The sequence below is a fragment of the Acidovorax sp. YS12 genome, from assembly GCA_021496925.1.
In the GTDB taxonomy this organism is placed as follows: Bacteria; Pseudomonadota; Gammaproteobacteria; order Burkholderiales; family Burkholderiaceae_C; genus Paenacidovorax.
Genome location: CP053915.1, coordinates 4457010 through 4478675 on the forward strand (window position 1 = coordinate 4457010; position 21666 = coordinate 4478675).

The 21666-nt window shown below is 64.2% G+C and carries 17 protein-coding genes; 2 read left to right on the plus strand and 15 right to left on the minus strand.

The genetic code is table 11. The annotated features are described in order from the left end of the window. Positions 1-11 precede the first annotated feature (11 nt). From YS110_19995 to YS110_20005, 3 genes are read right to left on the minus strand one after another with little or no spacing between them, the layout of a single operon-like run. Positions 12-704, minus strand: coding sequence for a response regulator transcription factor (locus YS110_19995; GenBank protein ID UJB67531.1), 693 nt, complete (start codon positions 702-704; stop codon positions 12-14). Beyond that, positions 704-2557, minus strand: coding sequence for a hypothetical protein (locus YS110_20000; protein ID UJB66885.1), 1854 nt, complete (start codon positions 2555-2557; stop codon positions 704-706). The genes YS110_19995 and YS110_20000 overlap by 1 nt, the downstream gene beginning before the upstream one ends. A gap of 10 nt (positions 2558-2567) precedes the next feature. After that, positions 2568-4808 carry an IPT/TIG domain-containing protein gene (locus YS110_20005; GenBank protein UJB66886.1) on the minus strand — a complete coding sequence of 747 codons (2241 nt, stop codon included), beginning with the start codon at positions 4806-4808 and terminating at the stop codon, positions 2568-2570. A gap of 185 nt (positions 4809-4993) precedes the next feature. On the opposite strand from YS110_20005, the gene YS110_20010 reads away from it, so the two are divergent. Continuing rightward, positions 4994-10906 (plus strand): alpha-2-macroglobulin, encoded by a 5913-nt coding sequence (locus YS110_20010; protein UJB67532.1) that lies wholly within the window; start codon positions 4994-4996, stop codon positions 10904-10906. A gap of 428 nt (positions 10907-11334) precedes the next feature. On the opposite strand, the gene YS110_20015 is transcribed toward YS110_20010, so the two are convergent. The 8 genes from YS110_20015 to YS110_20050 all read right to left on the minus strand — a co-directional run bounded on the left by YS110_20015 (position 11335) and on the right by YS110_20050 (position 18842). Then, positions 11335-12012, minus strand: a complete 678-nt coding sequence (locus YS110_20015) for a hypothetical protein (protein UJB66887.1) — start codon at positions 12010-12012, stop codon at positions 11335-11337. Between the two features lie 239 nt (positions 12013-12251). Continuing rightward, positions 12252-12524, minus strand: a complete 273-nt coding sequence (locus tag YS110_20020; GenBank protein ID UJB66888.1) for a YkgJ family cysteine cluster protein — start codon at positions 12522-12524, stop codon at positions 12252-12254. Beyond that, positions 12521-14173, minus strand: coding sequence for a 50S ribosome-binding GTPase (locus YS110_20025; GenBank protein UJB66889.1), 1653 nt, complete (start codon positions 14171-14173; stop codon positions 12521-12523). The genes YS110_20020 and YS110_20025 overlap by 4 nt, the downstream gene beginning before the upstream one ends. A 10-nt stretch (positions 14174-14183) precedes the next feature. Further along, entirely contained in the window at positions 14184-16007 is a 1824-nt protein-coding gene (locus YS110_20030) for a dynamin family protein (GenBank protein ID UJB66890.1), read from the minus strand. 11 nt (positions 16008-16018) lie between these two features. Beyond that, positions 16019-16594, minus strand: a complete 576-nt coding sequence (locus YS110_20035; protein UJB66891.1) for a hypothetical protein — start codon at positions 16592-16594, stop codon at positions 16019-16021. Between the two features lie 11 nt (positions 16595-16605). Next, on the minus strand, positions 16606-17421 hold the full coding sequence (locus tag YS110_20040; GenBank protein ID UJB66892.1) for a 50S ribosome-binding GTPase: 816 nt from the start codon (positions 17419-17421) through the stop codon (positions 16606-16608). A gap of 80 nt (positions 17422-17501) precedes the next feature. Then, positions 17502-17891 (minus strand): SHOCT domain-containing protein, encoded by a 390-nt coding sequence (locus YS110_20045; GenBank protein UJB66893.1) that lies wholly within the window; start codon positions 17889-17891, stop codon positions 17502-17504. A gap of 54 nt (positions 17892-17945) precedes the next feature. Continuing rightward, the gene (locus YS110_20050) at positions 17946-18842 is read right to left on the minus strand and encodes a WYL domain-containing protein (protein UJB66894.1); all 897 of its coding nucleotides are present in this window, start codon (positions 18840-18842) and stop codon (positions 17946-17948) included. Between the two features lie 148 nt (positions 18843-18990). On the opposite strand from YS110_20050, the gene YS110_20055 reads away from it, so the two are divergent. Beyond that, positions 18991-19260 carry a helix-turn-helix transcriptional regulator gene (locus tag YS110_20055; protein ID UJB66895.1) on the plus strand — a complete coding sequence of 90 codons (270 nt, stop codon included), beginning with the start codon at positions 18991-18993 and terminating at the stop codon, positions 19258-19260. 72 nt (positions 19261-19332) lie between these two features. Here the strand turns inward: YS110_20055 and YS110_20060 are convergent, their stop codons facing one another. The 4 genes from YS110_20060 to YS110_20075 form a co-directional block, all read right to left on the minus strand. Then, positions 19333-20343: a hypothetical protein gene (locus tag YS110_20060; GenBank protein ID UJB66896.1), complete on the minus strand. Its 1011-nt coding sequence runs from the start codon at positions 20341-20343 to the stop codon at positions 19333-19335. A gap of 4 nt (positions 20344-20347) precedes the next feature. After that, positions 20348-20689 carry a hypothetical protein gene (locus tag YS110_20065; protein UJB66897.1) on the minus strand — a complete coding sequence of 114 codons (342 nt, stop codon included), beginning with the start codon at positions 20687-20689 and terminating at the stop codon, positions 20348-20350. Between the two features lie 11 nt (positions 20690-20700). Next, the gene (locus YS110_20070) at positions 20701-21231 is read right to left on the minus strand and encodes a TM2 domain-containing protein (protein ID UJB66898.1); all 531 of its coding nucleotides are present in this window, start codon (positions 21229-21231) and stop codon (positions 20701-20703) included. A gap of 168 nt (positions 21232-21399) precedes the next feature. Continuing rightward, positions 21400-21621, minus strand: coding sequence for a DUF3079 domain-containing protein (locus YS110_20075; GenBank protein UJB66899.1), 222 nt, complete (start codon positions 21619-21621; stop codon positions 21400-21402). Between the last annotated feature and the right edge of the window lie 45 nt (positions 21622-21666).

Below are 21666 nucleotides of genomic sequence, written 5' to 3' on the forward strand. Positions count from 1 at the left end.
GCGGTGCGTGCTCAGCGCAGCGTGATGTCGATGCACAACTGGTAGCCGACCCCGCGCAGCGGCTGGATCGGGTTGTGCTCCTGGCGGCACAGGGGCTGCAGTTTCTTGCGCAGCCGGGCGATCAGCATTTCCAGCGCGGGGTTGCTGTGGGCGTCCAGGCATTGCTGCAGTTGCCAGCGTTCCAGGCGCTGCCCGGGGGCCCGGACCAGGGCGGCGAGGAACTGGACTTCGTTCGGCGTCAGCGTGGCCTGGCCCGGCGCACCGTGCAGCACCAGCCGGCGCATGTCCAGTTCGAGCCCGCCGGTGGCCGGGGCCGATGCGGCCCGCATGCGGCGCGCCAGCGCCTGGATGGCGGCATGCAGCTCCGCGGGGGAGGCCGGCTTGGTGATGTAGATGTCGGCGCCGTGGTCATAGCCGGCCGACTTGTCTTCGGTCAGGTGGCGCGCCGTGAGCATGATGATGCCGAGGTGCGGCTGCACCTGCCGGAGCCGACGTGCCAGCGAGAGGCCGTCCTCTCCCGGCAGGTTCAGGTCGATGACCATGATGTCGATCTCCGCGCGGCCCGGCAGCTCCGGCACGGCTTCGGCGCAATCCACGGCGTGCACGCGGTGCCCGTGGCGGGCAAGGGCGTCCACGATGGCTTCGCGCAGGTCGCCGTTGTCCTCGACGACCAGCAGGTTCAGGGCGGCAGGCGGGGGCTGCATCATGGCGCTGGTCCTTGCAGGGGCTGGGTGAGCGTGAAGACCGTGCACGCGCCTTCCGTGGCATGGCCGACGCGGCCGCCCAGGCGCGCCATGATGCCCTGCACCAGGTACAGCCCCAGGCCGCACCCGCTCTGGCCCAGGGCGTTGGGGCCGCGGTAGTACTTCTGGCACAGCGGCGCGTCTTCCGGCAGGCCGGTGTGGCCGGTGTGGTTGACGACCTCGATGCGCACATGGGCCTGCCCGTTTTCGGCGGCCTCGGCCGTGCGCACCAGGACGGGGGTGTCCGGCGCCCCGTATTTCAGCGCGTTGTCAATGAGGTTGCCCAGCGCCATCGACAGCAGCACCGGGTCGGTGCGCAGCGCTGGCGCGGGGTGGGCGTGCGCCAGACGCAGCCGCTGCGGCGCCTGGCAGTGCGCGGCGGCCTCCTGCACCAGGCTGTGCAGGTCGCAGGCGCGGGGATGGAGCGGCCAGCCCCCTTGCTCCATGCGATCGACCTGGCGGCAGCGCTCCACGATGGTTTCGATGCTGCCGATGGCGCGGTCCATGCGCAGGTGCTGCGCGGGGTCGGCCGGCAGCATGTCCAGCGTCCAGCGCAGGGTGGTCAGCGGGTTCTTGACCTCGTGTGTCAGCATGGCCATGAAGTGCTGCTGCTCCTGCAGCTTGGCCTGCTGCTCCTGCAGTTGCAGCTGCGACCTGGCCAGGTCCCATTGCGCCTGCAGGCCTTGCCGGCGCAGCCCGCGCGAGCGCAGGTAGAGCACGCTGCCCATCATGCCCGCGCCCAGCAGCCCCTGGAGCAGGCCGCCCTGGAGGTTCCAGGCCGTGGCGGGTGCCAGGCCCAGCAGCGGCGCGAAGGTGGCCAGCAGCGACAGCATCAGCACGCCATAGAGCACGCGCAGCGTGCGCCGCCCCGGCAGGGCATCGCGCCGCGCGGCCAGCGCCAGCGCGAAGAAGACGATGCCCGCCGCCAGCACCACCAGGCTGTTGAGATGCATGCCTTGCAGGGGGCGGCCGCCCAGGCACAGCAGCATGGCCCAGGCGCTGGCGGCGATGAGCGCGTCGAGCACGCCGAGCAGGGCGCGCGGGGGCTGGAACAGGGCCAGCAGCTTGCGGTGGAAGGCCAGCGACACCAGCGCGGCGGTGCACGCCAGTGCGACGGTCAGCTCGGGCAGGCGGCGCGCCGTGGGCAGCAGCGGCGCGAACAGCCCGGTGATCGCCATGCCATAGAGCAGGTAGGCGGCCTGGGCCGCGGCGAACCAGGCCACCACGGGCTCGCGGCTTTGCAGATGGTCGTGCACGGCCCATACCAGCAGGGACGCCATGACCGAGAGAAACAGCCATTGCCCGAGCTGCACCTGCACATCGGCCCGCTGCGCCTGCAGCGGCGTCAGCGCCTGTACCTGCAGGATGGAGCTGCGTGTGCTCTGCAGCCGCAGGTAGTAGGTGGCCGGCGCTTGCGGGCGCACGGTGAAGGCGTGCTGGGTGGAGGTGTGCTCGCGCTCCATCCAGGCCGTGGCCTCGCCCGTGGCCCGGCGCGTCCAGTGCCCGGGGCGCTGCGGGTCGGGCTCGAACAGGGTGATGGCGTCGATGTGGGTGGGGCGGATGCGCAGCACGAGCGCGCCGCCATCGGCGCGCGGCCGTACCTCCAGGCGCAGCCAGTGCACGGCACGGGTGTAGCCCATGGCCAGCACGGGTGGCGCGGGGGCGAAGGCGCGCGCCGCGGCCTGTTCGACGTCGAGCGTGCCATCACGGTCTTCCAGCACGGCCAGGCGGGTGATGTGGTCCTCGCGGGCCAGAGCCGGTGTGGCGTGGCAGGCCAGCAGCAGCCAGAGCAGGAGAAGACGCGCAATGTTCACAGGCCCGATTCTAGGAACGGGGCGCCCGTCCCCCGCGCCGCGCCGCGCGCAGGCCCAGCAGCAGCATGGCCGCGGCCAGGGCGGCCAGCGCCCATTCCGACAGCGTCGGTATCGCCGCCGGGCCGCCCGCCGGAGCCGCCAGCGCAACGCCGGGACCGCCCTGGTCCACGATCACGCCATTGGCGGCCAGGTCGTCGTCGCCCACGCCGCCATCGTGGATGGTCAGGGTCACGGTGCTGCCCGCGATCACCGCCTGGCTCGGGGGCATCTGGTACCAGTGCGGCGCCGTGCAGGCCGTGCCCGTGCAGTTGTAGCCCGCGGGGCTGGGGCCGTACTTCCAGTACACCGTGCCGGCGGGCAGGGGTTCGGGGTAGGTGATGGTGAGCGTGGCGGCACCCGCGCCGCCGGTGAGCACGAAGTCGAACAGCGCGTGCGGGAAGCCGTAGCCCGGCGGCAGGCTGGGCGGCGATTTCGGGTGCCCGCTGACGGGAATGAAGCCCGCGGTTTCCAGCGCGCCGTTGCCCTGCGGTGCCAGCACCCAGCCGCCCGTGCCAAGCTCCACCGCGGCGAGGCCGGACTGGTTTCCCGTGGCGCCCAGGTCCACCGTGCAGGCGGCAGCGGTACCGCCATGCGCGCCGTCGCAGGTCCAGGCCCATTGGTGCGCGGCGCGCGAGACGCCCGCGGGGCTGAGGGTGCCTGCGCTGCACAGGCCGGTGGCGGGCTTGAAGCTGGTGGCCGGCAGGCTGGCGCAGACGGCATCGACGGGGGCGGGCGCCACGGTGACGCTGGCCGTGGCGGTGGCCGCGAGGTAGTTGCTGTCCGCCGCCTTGGTGGCGGTCACCGCGCAGGTGCCCTGGGCCGTGCCGGTGAGCTGGCTGCCCGCCAGGGTGCAGGGGCCGGAGTCGAGCTGGAAGCTCACAGCGCCCCCGCCCGAACCGCCGGTGGTACTCAGGGCCGACGTGCCGCCGACGGCGATGGCGGCAGGCGTGGCCAGCGCCGCCAGGGCGGCCTGTGCCTGCTTGGCGTAGGTGAACCAGGCGCTGGCGGCACTGGTGCCGCTGGGCGTGGTGACCAGCACGCTCTGGCTGCCCGGGGTGCCAGTGGGCGTGGTGGCCGTGATCGTGGTGTCGTTGACCACGTGCACGTTGCCCGCCGCCGCGCCGCCGATGGTGACGGCCGTGGCACCGGTGAAGTTGCTGCCCGAGAGGGTGATGGCCGTGCCGCCCGCCGTGGGACCCGATGCGGGCGTGACCGATTGCAGGATGGGAGCTGCCGGCACCACGGTGACGCTGGCCGTGGCGGTGGCTGCGAAGTAGCTGCCGTCCGCCGCCTTGGTGGCGGTCACCGCGCAGGTGCCCTGGGCTGTGCCGGTGAGCTGGCTGCCCGTCAGCGTGCAGGGACCGGAGTCGAGCTGGAAGCTCACAGCGCCCCCGCCCGAACCGCCAGTGGTGCCCAGGGCCGACGTACCGCCGACGGCGATGGTGCCGGGCGTGGCCAGCGCTGCCAGGGCGGCCTGTGCCTGTTTGTAGGCGAACAGGGTGTTGGCGGTGTTGGTGCCACCCGGGGTGGTGATCAGGACGCTCTTGTTGCCCAGGGTGCCGGCGGGGGTGGTGGCGGTGATCGTGGTGTCGCTGACCACGTGCACGTTGCCCGCGGCCGCGCCGCCGATGGTGACGGCCGTGGCGCCAGTGAAGTTGTTGCCGGAGAGGGTGATGGCCGTGCCGCCCGCCGTGGGGCCGGATGCGGGCGTGACCGACTCCAGGAACGGCGCCGCGGTCTGCAGGTCGGCCACCGTGCAGTTGCCCGCGCTATCGACCTGCGAAGGATCGACGGCATAGACACCGTTGCTGTTGACGGGCCAGCCGTTGCCATTGCTGGTGAGGATGGTGTTGCCGATGTTCCAGGCGGCGTTGTCCACCCCGGTGGGCCCGGTACCGTAGGTCTGGAAGGCGAACAGCGGCCCATAGGTGCCGACGGTCGGCGCGCCCAGGCGTCCGCCCAGAGCGGCGGCTAGGTTCTGCGCCAGCGTCTTGTTGCCCCACCAGGGCGCGTGGGTGATGGCGTAGGTGCACTGGTTGTAGGTTCTTTGCTGGGTGAAGGCCACGGTGTAGAGCGTGCCGCCGACCGTGAGTTCGACGGACGAATAGGCCCAGGCGCTGGGCAGCGTTGCCAGCGCGAGGGCCGCGGCACGCAGCAGCGTGCCGCCCAGCTTTGCCAGGGCGCGGGCAAGGTTTGGCGTGGAGGATGTCATGGGCGGGTGGCGAGGGAGGGTGTCGAAGCCCGCAACCGTAATGAAACGTACCGGCCCAAGCCAACGCTGGCTAACAGGCGCGTGCCGCCTGCATGGGGCGTGGGTTGCCTGGCTGGCTGGTGGTGATGGGTTAACCTCGCCCCTTCACTTGGAGCCCGGGCGTGAACGCTATTTCCTTCCCCTTGATTCTTGCCGCCAGCCTCGGGCTCGCGGCCAGCGCCGCGCAGGCGCTCACCATTACCCATTTCTCGCCCCAGGGCGAAGTGGCGCGCGTGCGCCAGGCGGTGGCCAAGTTCGACGGCGCGGCGGTGAATTTCGGCGACCCCAAGGCGCCGGCGCCGCTCACCCTCAGTTGCGACGACGCGCAGGCCAGCCAGGGCCAGGGGCGCTGGACCAGCGAGCGCGAGTGGGTGTTCGACTTCAAGGCTGACCTGCCGCCCGGCGTGCGCTGCACGGCGCGCGTGGTGCCAGGGTTCAAATCGGGCGCTGGCGCCCCACTGGCGGGCGCTAAAAGCTATCAATTCAATAGCGGTGGGCCGTTCGTGCAGAACCTGCAGCCGGGCACCTACGAGGACATCGACGAAGAGCAGTTCTTCGTGCTGCAGTTCAACGGCCCGGCCACCACCGCCAGCGTGCAGGAGCACACCTGGTGCGTGATGGACGGTGTGGGCGAGCGCGTGCCGGTGCGCCTGATCGCGGGCAAGGAGCGCGAGGCGCTGCTCAAGGCCCAGGGCCTGGACAAGCGCGCCGCCAAGGAGCCCTTGCAGTTCGCCACGCTGGCGTGCCAGCGCCGCCTTAGTTCGGGCACGCGCATGCAACTGGTGTTCGGCAAGGGCGTGGCCACGCCCAGCGGCATTGCCAACCAGGTGGAAAAGCGCTTCGACTACAAGGTGCGCGAGCCGTTCACGGCCGATTTCTCCTGCGAGCGCGAGAACGCGCAGGCCGCCTGCCTGCCCATCCGGCCCATGCGCCTGGCCTTCAGCGCGCCCGTGCCGCGCAAGCTGGCCGAAGGCGTGCGGCTGAAGTCGGCGCAGGAAACCGTCAAGCCGCGCATCGAGGACGCTGCCGACGGCGACAGCGTGGTGTCTTCCCTGGAGTTCGCCGCGCCGCTGGCGGGGCAAACCCAATTCGAGCTGCTGCTGCCCAAGGATTTCAAGGACGCCTCGGGCCGTGTGCTGGCCAATGCCGGCAGCTTTCCCCTGGCCGTGGCCACGGGCGACCTGCCGCCGCTGGCCAAGTTCGCGGCGGCGCCGTTCGGCATCGTCGAGCGCTTTGCCGAAGGGCCGCCGTCCGACAACCCGCCCGCGCTGCTGCCGGTGACGCTGCGCAAGGTGGAGGCCGCGCTGCAGGTGAGCGGCCTGCAGGCGAACACGCTGCAGCCGCGCAGCGACGCCGAGATCATCGCCTGGCTGCGCAAGGTGCGGCGCTATGACGACTACACGGTGTCGCGCGCGCAGGCGCGGCGCGACGTGAAGGGCGCGCTGCCCGCCGCGCTCGACGGGGACAGCGAATGGGTGCAGTCGCGCATGGTGTCGCTGCTGGCGGGGCAGGGCAACGTGAAGAAGCTGGAGCTGCCCCGGCCCGCCAAGGACGACCCGCGTCCCTTCGAGGTGGTGGGCATTCCGCTGCCGGTGGGCTTCTCGGTGGTGGAGATCGCCTCGCCCCTGCTGGGCCAGTCGCTGCTGGACGCGCGCCACGGCGCGCAGCGCACCATGTACGTGCGCACCTCGGCGCTGGTGACCAACCTGGGCGTGCATTTCAAGCTGGGCCGCGAGAACGCGGCGGCCTGGGTCACCTCGCTGGACAAGGGCAAGCCCGTGGCGGGCGCGCAGGTGCGCGTGTCCGACTGCGAGGGCCGCGAGCTGGCGCAGGGCACGACGGACGCGCAGGGCATCGCGCGCTTCGAGGGGCTGTCGCCCGAGCCGCGCACCTGCCAGGGCGAGGGGGAGTGGCGCAGCGCTTACTTCGTCAGCGCGCGCGCCCTGAACGAGGGCGTGCAGGACATGGCCTTCACCTGGAGCGACTGGCAGCGCGGCATCGAGCCGTGGCGCTTCAACGTGCCGACCAGCAACGAGCCCCGGCCCGACGAAATCGCCCACACCGTCTTTGACCGCACGCTGCTGCGCGCGGGCGAAACGGTGTCGATGAAGCACCTGCTGCGCACCCAGACCAGCAAGGGTTTCGCCTTGCCGCCGCACAACCCCGACACCCTGGTCATCACCCATGTGGGCAGCGGCCAGCAGTACACCCAGCCCTTGCAGTGGCGCGGCACGGCCACGGGCGGGCGCAGCGCGCAAAGCCAGTTCCAGATTCCGCCCGCCGCCAAGCTGGGCGTGTACCAGGTGGAGCTGCGCGGCAAGAACCAGTCGTTCGATTCCGGCAGCTTCCGGGTCGAGGAGTTCCGCCTGCCGGTACTCGAAGGGCGCGTGGCGCCCTCGGCCAAGAAGGCGCTGGTGCGCGTGCGCTCCGTGCCCGCCGACGTGCAGGTCAACTACGTGTCGGGCGGCGGCGCGGCGCACCTGCCGGTGCGCGTGTCGGCCCTGGTGCGCGGCAAGCAGCTGCAGTACCCCGACTACGACGCCTTCAGCTTCAGCGCGCCGCGCAAGCGTGATGCATCGTCCGCCAGCCAGAGCGACGACGAGGAAGCCACGGCCAGCCAGGACAGCCGCGTGGTCGCCGACAAGCTGCCCGTGACGCTCGACAAGAGCGGCGCCGGCAAGGTGACGGTGGAGAACCTGCCGGCCCAGCGCGAGGCGCAGGAGCTGCTGCTCGAGGCCACCTACGCCGACCCCAACGGCGAGGTGCAGACCCTGCGCAGCACCCACACCCTGTGGCCCGCCGCCGTGGTGGCGGGCGTGAAGACCGAGGGCTGGGCCTCCAGCGGCAGCCGCGTGCGCTTCCAGGCGCTGGCGCTGGCGCTCGACGGCAAGCCGCAGGCGGGCGTGCCGCTGTCGGTGCAGGCGATCGCGCGCATCACCACCTCGGCGCGCAAGCGCATGGTGGGCGGCTTCTACAGCTACGACAACAAGACCGAAACCAAGGACCTGGGCACCGTCTGCACCGGCCAGAGCGACAGCCGCGGCCTGCTGCTGTGCGAGGCCAAGCTGGACGAGCCCGGCGAGGTGGAGCTGGTGGTGTCTGCGCGCGACAAGGAAGGCAACGAGGCGCAGGCCGCCGCGTCGGTCTGGATCACGCGCCAGGGCGAGCTGTGGTTTGGCGGCGAGGACCACGACCGCATCGACCTGCTGCCCGAAAAGAAAAGCTACCAGCCCGGCGAGATGGCGCGCTTGCAGGTGCGCATGCCGTTCCGCTTCGCCACGGCGCTGGTGGCGGTGGAGCGCGAGGGCATCATCGACCTGCGCGTGGTGGAACTCAACGGCAAGGACCCGACGGTGCAGCTCAAGGTGGAAGAGGGCTGGGGCCCCAACGTCTACGTGAGCGTGCTGGCGCTGCGCGGGCGCCTGCGCGAGGTGCCGTGGTACAGCTTCTTCACCTGGGGCTACAAGGCGCCGCGCGAGTGGTGGACGGCGTTCTGGTTCGAGGGGCGCGAGTACGTGGCGCCCACCGCGCTGGTGGACCTGTCCAAGCCCGCCTACCGCCTGGGCCTGGCGGAAATCCGCGTGGGCGCGCAGGCGCACCAGATCCAGGTGCAGGTGGCGGCCGACAAGGAAAGCTACCCGGTGCGCGGCAAGGCGCAGGTGACCATCACCGCCAAGCTGCCGGACGGCAAGCCGGCCGCCGGGGCCGAGGTGGCGCTGGCCGCCGTGGACCAGGCCCTGCTGGAGCTGATGCCCAACACCAGTTGGAACCTGCTCGACGCCATGCTGCAGCGGCGCAGCTGGGGCGTGGCCACCTCCACGGCGCAGATGGAAATCATTGGCCGGCGCCACTACGGCCGCAAGGCCGTGCCGGCGGGTGGCGGCGGCGGGCGCTCGTCCACGCGCGAGCTGTTCGACACGCTGCTGCTGTGGCAGCCCGCGCTGCAGCTCGACGCCAACGGCCAGGCCAAGGTCACGGTGCCGCTGAACGATGCGCTGACCACCTTCAAGGTCGTGGCCGTGGCCGACCTGGGCGCGGGCCAGTTCGGCACCGGCCAGGCAGCGCTGCGCACCACGCAGGACCTGCAGCTCATCAGCGGCCTGCCGCCGCTGGTGCGCGAGGACGACCAGTTCCGCGCCCAGATCACGCTGCGCAACACCACGCAGGCGGCCATGAAGGTGGAGGTGGCGCCGCGTGCCACGCTGCTGGCGCTGGACAAGCAAACCGTGGACATTCCCGCCGGCGAGTCGCGCGAAGTGGCCTGGAACGTGACCGCGCCAGCGCAGCTGGCGCAGACCCGCGCCGAGTCCATCGTGTGGGAGATCGAGGCGCGCGACACCGTCTCGGGCGCGCGCGATGCGCTCAAGGCCAGCCAGCGCATCATCCCCGCCGTGCCGCTGACGGTGCAGCAGGCCACGCTGGTGCAGGTCGATGGCAGCCTGCAGCTGCCCGTGGCGCCGCCGCAGGACGCGCTGCCGGGCCGTGGCGGGCTCAAGCTCTCGCTGCAGCCCAAGCTGGCCGAAGGCCTGCCCGGCGTGCGCGACTGGTGGGCCCACTACCCGTTCGCCTGCCTGGAGCAGAAAACCAGCAAGTCCATCGGCCTGCGCGACGCCAAGCTGTGGCAGACGGTGGCGGCGCAACTGCCCACCTACCTGGACGGCGACGGCCTGGCCTACTACTTCCCGCCGCGCGATGGCGACGCCAACCGGGGCAGCGACACGCTCACGGCCTACCTGCTCGCCGCCACGCACGAGGCGTCGGGGCTCGACCCGGCCTTCGCGCTGCCCGACGAGGCGCGCGCCGCCATGGAGCGCGGCCTGGCCGCCTTTGTGGAAGGGCGCATCGAGCGCAACTTCTGGAGCCCGCGCAAGGACCTGGACATGCGCAAGCTCGCCGCCATCGAGGCGCTGTCGCGCTACGGCAAGGCCCACGCGCGCATGCTCACCAGCATCACCGTGGCGCCCAACCAGTGGCCCACGCACGCGGTCATCGACTGGATCAACATCCTCAAGCGCGTGGACGGCGTGCCCGAGCGCCGCCAGCGCCTGCAGGAAGCCCAGCAGATCCTCAAGGCGCGCCTGAGCTACCAGGGCACCAGGCTGCTGTTCTCCACCGAGCAGGACGACTACTGGTGGTGGCTGATGCAGAACGGCGACGTCAACACCGCGCGCCTGATGCTCGCCGTCATGGACGACCCCGAGTGGCAGCCCGACATGGGCCGCCTGGTCAACGGCTTCATCAGCCGCCAGCAAGGCGGCGCCTGGCACACCACCACGGCCAACTTCTGGGGCGGGCTGGCGCTGGAGAAATTCAGCGCCAGGTTCGAGGCCACGCCCGTCGCCGGCACCACCCGCGCCGCCATGGGCGCTGCCCACGCCAGCGTGGACTGGGCCAAGGTGGAGCGCATCAAGACCAGCGACGCCACGGGCGCGGCCCACCAGAGCACCTGGTTCGGCGCGCCCGCTGCGCCGGGCATGCTGAAGAACAACGGCATGTTTCTGCCCTGGAGCCCGGCGGGCGGCAAGGAAAGCCTTTCCGTCACGCACCAGGGCGCGGGCAAGCCCTGGCTCACGCTGCAGTCGGTGGCGGCCGTGCAGCTCAAGGCGCCTTTCAGCGCGGGCTACGCCATCAAGAAGACCGTCACTCCCATCGAGCAGGCCAACAAGGGCCTGCCCGCCGGCCAGTACACCCGGGGCGACGTGCTGCGCGTGACGCTGGAGGTGACCAGCACCGCCGACATGACCTGGGTGGCCATCACCGACCCGATCCCGGCCGGCAGCACCATCCTGGGCAGCGGCCTGGGGCGCGACTCCGAGATCGCCACCCAGGGCGAAAAGCGCGAGGGCTGGGGCTGGCCCGCGTTCGAGGAGCGCAGCTTCGAGTCCTTCCGCAGCTACTACGAGTACCTGCCCAAGGGCGCGGTGAAGATGGAATACACCGTGCGCCTGAACAACGCGGGCGACTTCCAGCTCCCGCCCAGCCGCGTCGAGGCGCTGTACGCGCCCGAGATGTTCGGCGAGGCGCCGAATGCGCGGGTGAAGGTGGTGCAGGCGCAGTGAAATGGCTGCCAGCGCTTGTCCATCAAGCGCTGGCAGCTATTGATTTGATAGCTTTTAGGCGGCCATCAGTCGATGCAAACCAGCATCCTCTCCAGATCGTCATGCCCGCAGTGCGGGCATTGGCCGGGCGGCCTGTACAGCGCGCCCCGTGTCCAGTACCTGGCCCATCCACATTGGGCGCATTTGAGTCCGTGATGGTGCCCTCTGGGCAGGTCGAGAGGGTTTGTTATTCCCAGAATGCTGGCCGGTAGAAGCCTTCGGATGCTTGCCCGCAAGGCTCTGGCAATGCCCGGGCGTGGTTGGGTGGGGTCGTCAAGACGCATGGTTCGTCCATTGCAGGAAGCGGGAGGAGAACCAGAGGGTAGTGCGCGGCACCGGCAGGATGTGTCGCAGGCCGTCTCTGTTGCCGGGTGGCCGTACTCGGCCCATCAATCCTTCACCACCGGATAGAACGGCCGTCCCTCGAACTGCGCCGGGTTGTCCATCATCACCTCCAGCATCACCGGCAACACCCGCGCCAGCAGCGCCCGGCCATCGCGCACCTGGGCGCGGTTGACCGAACTGTTCCACGTCGCTCCGCCGTGCATCAACTGGTTTCGCAGCGTGTACAGGCGCACGAACACCTCGTACAGCACCCGCTCGGTATCTTGCTGCGCCAGCGCACGGTGCACGCGCTGGCGCGCATCGTCGAACGCCTCGCGCCAATGGCCGGGCGTGCTGCCATCGCTGCGCGGGTTGTTCAGCGCATCCCAAAAGGGCTGGAACACGTACTGGTTATCGAGCAATACGCGAATGGGGCCGGGGAACACCTGCCACACCAGCGCGGAAAGGGCCTTGGCTTTGTCCAGCGCACATACGTCGGCCATGAAGTTGCGAAACGCCTGCCGCTCCGAAGTGCTGCCGCCCGCGCCCTGGCCCAAGTCCTGCGCATAGGCTGCGTTGAAGGCGATCCACAGGCAGACGAAGGCCACGTCGTCATCCTCGCCCGCCGCCTCGGCGCGCTGCAGCCAGCTCAGGGCGCGGTGCATGCGCAGGGTGAAGGGGGTGCGGTGCTGGGATATCTGGGCCTGGTGGCGGGCGGTGAGTGTTGCCAGCGAGTGGGCCATGGTGGGCGAGGTAGGCATCAGCGTTTGAACCATTTCTCCAAGGTGTTGGCGATCTGGTCGAAGCCAGCCGGCATGGCTACCGCAGCCTTGGAGTCCAGCGGTGCATGGCCGCACTTTGGGCATGCAGCGAAATGATCGTGACCCGGTACCAGTACATCGCTGGCAGGGGCTACGGTTTTGCTCCAGCTGCAGACGGGGCAGTGGCGGTGGCGTGGGGGCAGTGGGATGGGCATGGCCGGTTATAGATTTCGACAAATATCTAAATTTATTTTTACGAAATCATTCCATTCAAAAAAATGGGAAAGATTTTGCTTGTAATAGTCCTCAATCCGACAAACCAAAGGACGGTTTTGATAGATAAGACATAGATTCGTGGTTTCGTCAAAATGCATGCATATCGAATCACCACGATCCAGCCAAGATGTTTCCTGGCTTCTGTCTACATGCCGACAACACTTGCCACAGCCATTGCATGGAAATGGTTGGCGACTGGCGCCGTGTGTCACGGTCATGCATTCAATGCCAATTGCTGGATAACTACCCATTTTTGCAGGCGCTCGCTGGTAGCTTTCTCTGTTTCATTGAAGCCTTCGCGCATCTTGTCAATTTGTGAATTCAATTGAGCAAAGAAATCATCAATTTCTGGAAAAATATTTGTACGCATGAATTGATTGAAGCCATCGGCAAGCTCCTGCGCAAAATCATCTATTTGTTGCTCCGCTCGCTCGCGTGCAAGGCGCTGTGCTTCCATTTGTTCACGCATTGCCTTTTCTTCTGGGTCGCCAGAAAAAATGTCCCATAAAGCCATTCCCGTCGAGACGGCAAGGCCGACATATGGAATATATTTGCTCATCACGGTTCCGGCCCATTTCTCCATGGTCTTGGGACCAATTCCCTTCATCAGCGAAGGCAGTAGCTCCTTGACGGTTTTCAGGGTGCTGACGATATGCTCCGGTTTGACCATTACCGTCATTTGCTTGGCCGCTTGCGCAGCCATTTCAGCAGAAATGCCTGAAGTCCTTTGCGTTTTCTGTATGGGTGGATTTGGATCGGAAGCATTCTCTGCGACAGGTATGTCTCCAGTGTGGCTGTATTGCTCCACATGAGGCATGGCAGCCTGCAATTCCTCGATATCCTGCTGTGCAATAGAGACGAGTTCCTGCAGTCGAAGGTTCAGATGCTGTTGTATCTGCTCGCTGGCTTGCTGCATGATGCTCTCTATTTTTTGCTGGCAATCATCTGGGCTGGTGCGCAAGGCCCGTTTGGTTTTTTCGTAGATGGACTGCCGCTCTTTTTCGATGGCATGCACCATATCGGAAGAAAGCGCTGATTTCTCGCGTGCCATCTGGCGTAGGAATTTATCGAATTTCTTCATGGCCGCGGTATCGCTTTGCTGGCTGCCAAGGGTGTTGACCTGAAAATTCAAGAACTCCAGAAGCTGATGTTTGAGGCGGTCATATACATCATCTGGAGATATTTCATCCAAAAATTTGGTGAGCTGCGTCTTGAAAGATGGGTAACCACTCAACTCAACAAGTTCTGGTTTGTCTTTCAATTGGCCGAGTAAGGCGCGCCGTGCATTGATTCTAACAATGGGAACTTCCTTGAGAATGTTGCTCATGTTGCGCTGGGCCGCAATCTGCTGGAGCTGCTCGCGGGTCTGGTCTTTGAGTTTAATGTAATCCTCATCGCTCAGTCCCTTTTTGTCATTAAATACCATGAATACCTGTTTGCGTTCTGCCAATAAGTCCACCAGCACTTCCAGCGTTTTGGCTTCTTCAACAGTTCCCAGCGGATCGACGACGAAGATCACAGCATCTGCCTTGAGCATTTGGGCCTTGGTGACGTCTTCGTGTGCGATGGGAGCATCTACGCCAGGGGTGTCGAGAATGCTGTATTTACCCCAAGCATAGGATGTCACTTGATCGGTCAACGGAATATCATCCATTGCAGCTTCTTCTCTGCCCAGCAACACATTGATAAGGGTACTCTTACCTGCGTTATAGACGCCATAGACCATGATGCAGGCGTCAGGCTTGTTTTTCTTTTCCTCGAAATTTTTCTCGATAGGAGAGAATTGTGCCGATTTCTCATCATGAGTGCTGCACAGAAGGCGGGCTTGCTCATAAGCATTCAGCAATTGTGTGGAATTTATTTTCATGGTATTTAAATCAAAGTGCGGTTTTGGCTTCGTCGTGGATTAATTTCAATTCAAAATGAAATTTTTTCATGTCGGACGAAATTTTTTCCAGGAGATCTTGAATGCTGCCATCAAAATCATTCCATAGACGATTGGAGTTTTCTTTCAGTGAACTGTCGAGGGCATCTCCATAGATGTCTCGTAATTTTTGCCGAATGTCTTGGAGGTTGTCACCTACGGTGATTTGGATGTCGCGGTAGCGAATGCTGGCACTGTCGCCAGTCATACTTCCCAAACCACCGCCAATCGTGGAGCCGATAGCGGCACCAGCGGGGCCACCGAAGAAAAGACCTAACAAACCTCCCGCGACTGCGCCAATGCCTGAATTGCGTTTTTTGCTTCCTGACCGCGTGCCTGCTTCCACCTGTTCGGTGATGGTGTCGAGCTTGAAATCAGGGATCTGAGGAAGAAGGCTATTTTGATAGGTATTCTTGATGCTGGAATCAAGATCCTTGGTCAAATCATCAGTGATGGCCTGCAATTGCTTATTGATAATCTGCTCAAATTTCTTGCCGAGCTTGCTGTGAAATGCTTTCAATTCATTGTTGGTGTGGTTCTGATCGCTGCGCTGGGCTTCCAGTCCATCAAAAAATTGATCGATAAAGCGTTGGATATGGACTTTTCCCTCTCGCATGTGTATGGGGATTTTCTTTTCTAACTTGTCGCGCACCTTCTGTAAACCTGGCCTAAAACTGTCGATCAACTGCTGATAGGGTGCTAAATCATTCTCACAGTTTCTCAGAAAATTGTACAAATTACTCATGGGTACACGCTGCTTGATCTTCACCCCTTCGGATTGGCAAATTTCTTGCAGCGTTGCACAGAAAACCCCCAAGCCACTGTCGAAGAGAGCCACGGAGTCATTGGCATGTTCCTGGGCATAGCGTGATGAAATGGAGAATATTTCAATCCTTTCTGCGCCTGGAATTTCTTTCAATTCACCACGCACATAGCTTTGCTGTTTTTTGCGACGCTCCACATCTTTCATGATGACGCATTGCACGATGTCGCCGTCATCGTTGACATCCTCTTCGATGTCATCACTGCCCGTGAGCAGCAACAGGGTTCTTTTGTCCTTTCGGATGAGTTCCCTGATCTCTGCCAGGTCGCTGGCGCGGCCTGGTGAATCGGACTTCATGGTGTAGAGAATTAAATCTGCATGATCCAGGTATTCACGGGCCAGATTGCCATTTTCTGCTTTCAGAGAGTGCAAGCCCGGTGAATCCACCCATGTCAATCCAGGTAGATTGAAACTTTGTATGGAGCTTGTGGCTTCGGTAGCGCCTACACGGAATTCACGCTTGTTTTCAGCTTCCTTGTGCTGATCTCCGCCTTCTACATCTACTTTGGCGTGTGATTGATACTGGGGATAGTGCTCGGGCGGTGTCTGGCGTTTGATGCTATTTGTGGGATCGGTATGACCCCAGGCCATATAGTTGCCCAGAGAGCTTTTGCCAGATTTGACTTTGCCGCTGACAAAAACCAACAGTGAATCTTCAAAACCCTGGCGGAATTCAACACCTTTTTGACGCCCCGCCACTTTTTCATCCCACTCACGGCTGGTTTGCGCCATGGTCGTCACAAAATTTTGCAGGGAGGCTTGCAACGGGTTGTTTGCAGGTAGGTTTTTTTGAGCTTCTTGCAGATGATCGGAGATGGCATTGATCAGCTTGGCGCGTGAGGCATCGAATGATTTTTCCAGCTTTTGGGCCTCTTGCAATGAACTGGTGAATTGCGTCGCCAGCCCACCAAAAGATTGAAGTAGTGCCTGTCTTGTGATGGATTTTCTTGTCATTTTTTGACCTTTCATGCCGAGGGGCTTGCCATTTTCATGAGCAGCTTTTTGACCTCCTGCAATTCTTGAATGCCTTCATCCAGGCGTTTTATGCGCTCTTTCTTCTTTTGTAATTCTGCGCCGTACTGGAATTCTGGTTTGTAAAGTTCAGAAAAGATGGCCAGGTTTTCGATGGTTGTTTTGTGCGATGCTCTTTGGGTGAGAATTGCCTCCAAACCATCAATGCTGGAAAAAAGGTGGAGGTCTCTCCGGGAGGCATCTTCCATGTCAAACTGCAACCGGCCTTTCTTCAAATCGAAATCCAGCTCGAATCCTTCGCGTGATGTTGCTTCCACCAATTCAGAAGGGAGAGCTTCTGCCAGGTTTTGACCAAAAATACGTCCTTGTTTTTGGAATTCTTCTTTGGCCGCTTCCAATTTTTTGGAGCGTTCGCGCTCCTTGCGCTCTTGTTCTGCATTTTCTCTTCGGTGGCGCTCCGCAGCATCGCTATCGCTGCTGGAACTGCTACTGGAGTCGTCGTCGCTAAAAGCTTTATATGCTGCTATGCCTGCGAAAATAGCGCCGCCAATCAACCAAGGTAAGGCCATTGCGATACTCCTTAAATTTTCTTGAAGTTGCTTGTGCTCTCATTCAAGAAAGCCTGTAATTGATTCATCTGTGCATTGAAATTGGAAAATTTCTCACTGATCTCTTGCCGGATGGCTGTTTTTTCATCGCGTAGCTCTTGTATCAAGCTTTCCGATTCATTCAGGAGAATTTCGATGTTGGAGGCAGTTTTATTGCTGCGCGTTTGACGCACTTTTGGGGTTATTTTTTGTAGATGCTGCGCCAATGCCTCGATATGGCTTGCCTGGATTAACCCATTTTTCTGCTGGCTGATGCCTGTTTTATAGCGGGTGTTGGATATTTGAATCGTGGTCAGTGAAATATCGAGGTGCTCCTGGCACTGCTTTTGAATGGCCTCGTCGATGGAATCAATCTTGGATTGCTCCTCTTTATCGATCTTGCTGATAACGATGATGATGCTGTGCTTGGTGGATTTTCCGAAATTGCCCTTCAATTGGCGTAAAAAATCCATTTCGACGGATTCCAGCTCCCCCTGCGGCTGGTGAACGAAGAGCACGATGTCAGCTTGGTGAATGCCTTGGCTGGCAATAGCATCATCTTTAGCGTTAGCGTCTAGGCCAGGAGTGTCCAGATAGATATGATTTTTAGTTTCCAGTGTTTTGTTGGCGGTGGTTTCCCGCTGGTCAGCTGTCTTGAAATATTCTTGATCGATATGCTGTGTGAGCATATTGAGTAAATAGCTTTTGCCGGCGTTCATGAGGCCGCAGACTGCGATGATTGGTTTCTCTGATGGTGCGTTTGAAATCAAATTTTCGTATCGATGTCGGAGATCGTTGATTTTTTTCATGGTCAATAGTGCTTTCAGGGCCTTGCAAAGACTAAGGAAAGGGGCCGGATGTATCGGAGCTTTTATGGTTTGCGCAAGCTTTACTGGCCCTGCGGCGCAACGTCCTTGATGGTGGCCAGCAAACTGCGCTTCATTCCCTCGAATTCCGCCTGTGTCAGCGCACCCTGCTGGTATAGCGCAAAGAGCGCGCGCAGTTCGTCAATGTTGCGCTGCATGGGCGAGCCTTCCGCGGGCGCATTGGCTTTTGTTTGAGGCGAGGGCGTTTCCTGCCGCGCGGTAGCTGCATTGGCGGCTTTTCCCGTGGCGGCAGGAAGCGGCGTAATCAAAGGCTTCTTGTCCGATACATCGTCGCGCCCGCTTTCCGCCAGCCAGGCAAACCCGCGCTGGATCATCTGCACCCCTGCCGAAATCCCATACAGCACGCAGCTGATGGCGAACAGCCCCAGCAGAAAAAGAATGAATTGGCCCATGGTGCTTGCTCCTTGTTGGATTCAGTCAATCAATGCGTCAATGGACGGCCCGGCTCAGTCTTCCCACTTGGCCAGCGCCTGCCGCAGCCCTTCCACCAGCGCCTCGTGCCATGCCTTGGGCTCCACGATGCGCACATTCGGCAGCCAGTACCGCACCACGGGCAGCAATTGGTTGATGTGGTTGATCTGCGTGGTCACGAGCAGCGAGCCGTCGCTGTCTTCCCGTTGCTGCTGCTGGGGCAGCAGCGGGCGGCGGGTGAAGTAGTGGGCGATGCTGGGGGCCACGCGCAGCAGCACTTCGGTGGTGCCTTCGGTGAACCACACGTCGTCCTTGGCATTGATGTAATCCTGGTGCGCGCGCTTTGGTATGAAGCGACGGGTTTCGTCCACTTGTAGTGCTTCGATCAGCCCCACGCTGAAGTTCTTCAGCCGCCCGGCTTCTTCGGCCGCCAGGTACCACACGCCGGTTTTGTGGATCAGCCGGTAGGGCTGCGCGTGGCGTGGCTTGTCCTTGTAGGTGAAGCGGCACTCGCGGCGCTGCTCGATGGCCGTTTGCAGCAGGGCGAAGTGCGGGCCTTGTGCGCCCAGGTCTTCCTGCGGCGTGGGCTGGACGCGGGTGCTGCGGCGCGGTTCCGGCGTTTCCAGTTGCGTGAGCAGGTAGCTCAGGCTGCTGTCGGGGAAGAAGTGTTCCGTGCCTGTCAGGCGCGCGTAGCCGTGCAGGTGCGTTGCGGGCACGGTGGCGCGCCATGCCTGGGCCAATTGCCACAGGCCGTCGGCGTTGCGCTCGGCGATGTCTTTCAGCCGCATGCCCAGGTCGCGCTCGATGGTGCGCACGTCCACGTTGAACTTTTTTACCAGTTCGTGCTTGTCCAGTGCCCTGCCTTGGTGCAGGAGGGCCAGGATGCCGGACAGGCGCTGGGCCAGCTTGAAGTTGGAGGGGGTAGCAGGCATGGAAAAGCGGGTTGTGCTGTGGTGTTGGAGGCACTCTAGAAGCCCGGTGCGGCATCCCGTGCCGCCGTGCGAACGAATCTGTGGGCCGATTGATGTAAGTATCTGTGTTGTCCATTCTGCCGTATATATACGTAAGTGGCGACAAGGCTTGCCGCACCCTCGCCGAATGGGCGATGTGGTCGATCAGGCGCTGGGGCAGACGGTGCGCAAGCTGCGCACGGAGCGGGGCTGGAGCCAGGCCGACTTGGCCCTGCGCGTGGGCATGGACCGCAACTACCTCTCGCTCATCGAGCTGGGCCGCAACAGCCCGAGCGTGCGCATGCTCATGCGCCTGTGCCTGGCGCTGGATGTGCGCGCGGCTGATCTGCTGGATGACGTGGAGCGCCGCGTGCAGGCGCAGAAGCCGTTCGAGGGGTGAACGGTTGAATATGGCTGAAAAGTGGCTCCAGCCCTTGCTGGGTAAGCGCTGGAAGCTCACTTTTACATAGCGTCAATCTTCGGCCGGGATGGCTTCCACAGCACCGTTGCGCAGCGTGAAGCGGTGCAGTTGCATGTGGGCGCGTTGCCGTTCTGCCTCTGGCTCGAAGGGGCCGAAGAAGCCGTTCATGGTGACCAGGGGCATGGGCGTGCCGTCTGGCGCTTTTTCGAGCGTGGCGGTGGCGATGTCGGAGCACGAGCCGAATTCCGGCGTCACCGTAATGCCCTGTGCCGTGAGCGTGACGAAGCGGTAGAGCGCCGGGCAGAGCGTTCCGCCAGTGTCTTGCAGCAGCACGATGTCCCGGTTTTCCAGTTCGTAGTGGGCCGCGATGTGCAGCGCGGCATTGCCTTGCACCGCTTCGGCGGTGCCGGGGATCTGCCAGGGCATGCGGTCTGGTGCAGCAGGCGTGGCCGTGGCGGGCGGGGCGCTGGCGCTGGTACGCCCGAGCAGGGCCAGCAGCTTGCGCCGCAGGCCGTTCCACCAGGCGGCCAGGCGTTCCAGCAGCGTGGGCGGCGCGGCGGCGGGGGCCGGGGCGGGGGCGCTGGCATGGGCGCAGGCGGGCTGTGGGTTGGCGAGCACGGGGCGGCCTTCGAGCAGCAGCAGGTGCTCGTCGGTGATGCGCAGCTCGCCCTGGCGTGTGCGCAGCGCGCGTTCCTCCAGGGGCAGGCTGGGCTGCATGAATGCGTTCTGCACCTGGGTGATGAGCCACCAGCCCGAGGGCCGGTCGGCAAAGCGCAGTTGCGGCAGCAGGGCTTCGTCCGGTTCGGTGGTGTGCGCGCCTTCGGCCACGCAGGCCAGGCCCGGCAGGCAGCGCGCCAGGATCACCTGGCCGGCCTGCGAGGCGTTGGCGAACACCTGGCCGATCAGGTCGCCCGATTCGGGGCTGACGAACCACAGCACGGAATGCGTGGGGCCGCGTTCGAGCTGGCCTTCCAGCGTTTCTTCGGCCTGGGCGCTGGCGCGCCAGGGGGCGAGCGCCAGGGCTGCCGCCAGCAGGGCGGCAGGGTAGAGGGGCAGTGGCATGGCTTCACCCTTCCATGAGCGCGCCGAGCAGGAACATCAGCGCGGTGCCCGCCAGCCCCGTGGCGGAGAACACGGTGCCCAGCACGCCGTAGAGCTTGTTGCGCCCGGCTTGCACCAGGGCGGCGATGCCCAGACTGAGCGCCAGGGTTTGCGCCAGCCCGGTGGCGACCATGGCCAGGCCCAGAAGGCCCGCCGCCACGGAGTCTTCGTCCAGGCCGCCCGGCTGGGTGTCCAGCACGCCCGCGATGCCGATGGCGATGAACAGAATCGCCCCGGCGCCCAGGCTGATGGTCAGGGACGCGATGCCCAGCCCCGAATGCGGCTGCGTGGGTATGGCTTGGTACATGGCCGCCCCGCTTACCAGAAGAAGGAGAACGGTCCGGGCCGCGCGGCCTGGTAGGCGCGCACCTTGGCGTCGAATTCGGTGTCGCTCATCCAGACGTAGCGCACCAGCTCCACCATGATGAACACGGCGAAGGCAAAGTACAGCAGCCCGCCCAGCGGCGGCAGCAGCGCGAACAGCACGCCGATGACCACCGGCACGCCGAGCAACTGCAGCAGCCCCCAGCCCCAGGCTCCCATGTAGAAGCGGTGCGCGCCAAAGGCGCCCAGGAACAGGGCGAGCAGGGTGATGACGGGCTTGCGCTTGGGCCGCAGCGCCAGCGGCGGCGGCCCGTTCACCGCAGGGGCCGCCGCAGGCTCGGGCAGGGCCAGTTGCACCTGCCCGGCGCGGTGCGCGTCCAGCGCCACGCATTCCACGGCCATGCCGCGCTCGGGCGCGATGACCTCCATCCAGTCGGTGGCGCGAAAGCTCAGGCGCTGGCCTTCGGCCGTGGCGATCAAGCCCATTTCTTTGTCGGCAACGTACGCGAGAATTTGCCCTCTCATGCGGGTTCTCCTGATTGGTTGATGGTTTTGGCCCCAAAGGCTTTACCAGCAAGCGCGGGCAGCTATCTTTTTCGATAACCCTGGAGGGATTCCAGGCGCCCCGCGTGGCTGGTGGGGCGACTGTAGGAGGGCACTGCGACAGGGGGTGTCGCGCGGGCCGGGGCGGGTTTATTGCGGCGAATTTTTCGCGGGCGCCGCGCTGCCGCCCGCCGGTGCCTGTTCCTGCGGCGCTTCCCACTCCGCCCAGTCTGGCCCGAACAGCTCGGCCGGGTGCTGCGAGCGCTCCGAGCCATTGCCGCACAGCATGGCGTTGGCGGCGCAGTAGCGGTCGCAGCCCCAGCAGGTGCGCTCGGGGTGGGCCGGGTTCTGGGGGAATTTCTTGGGGCGCATGGCGGGTGGGGGAATGGCCTGCAGTCTGGGGATGCGTTGCGTGCA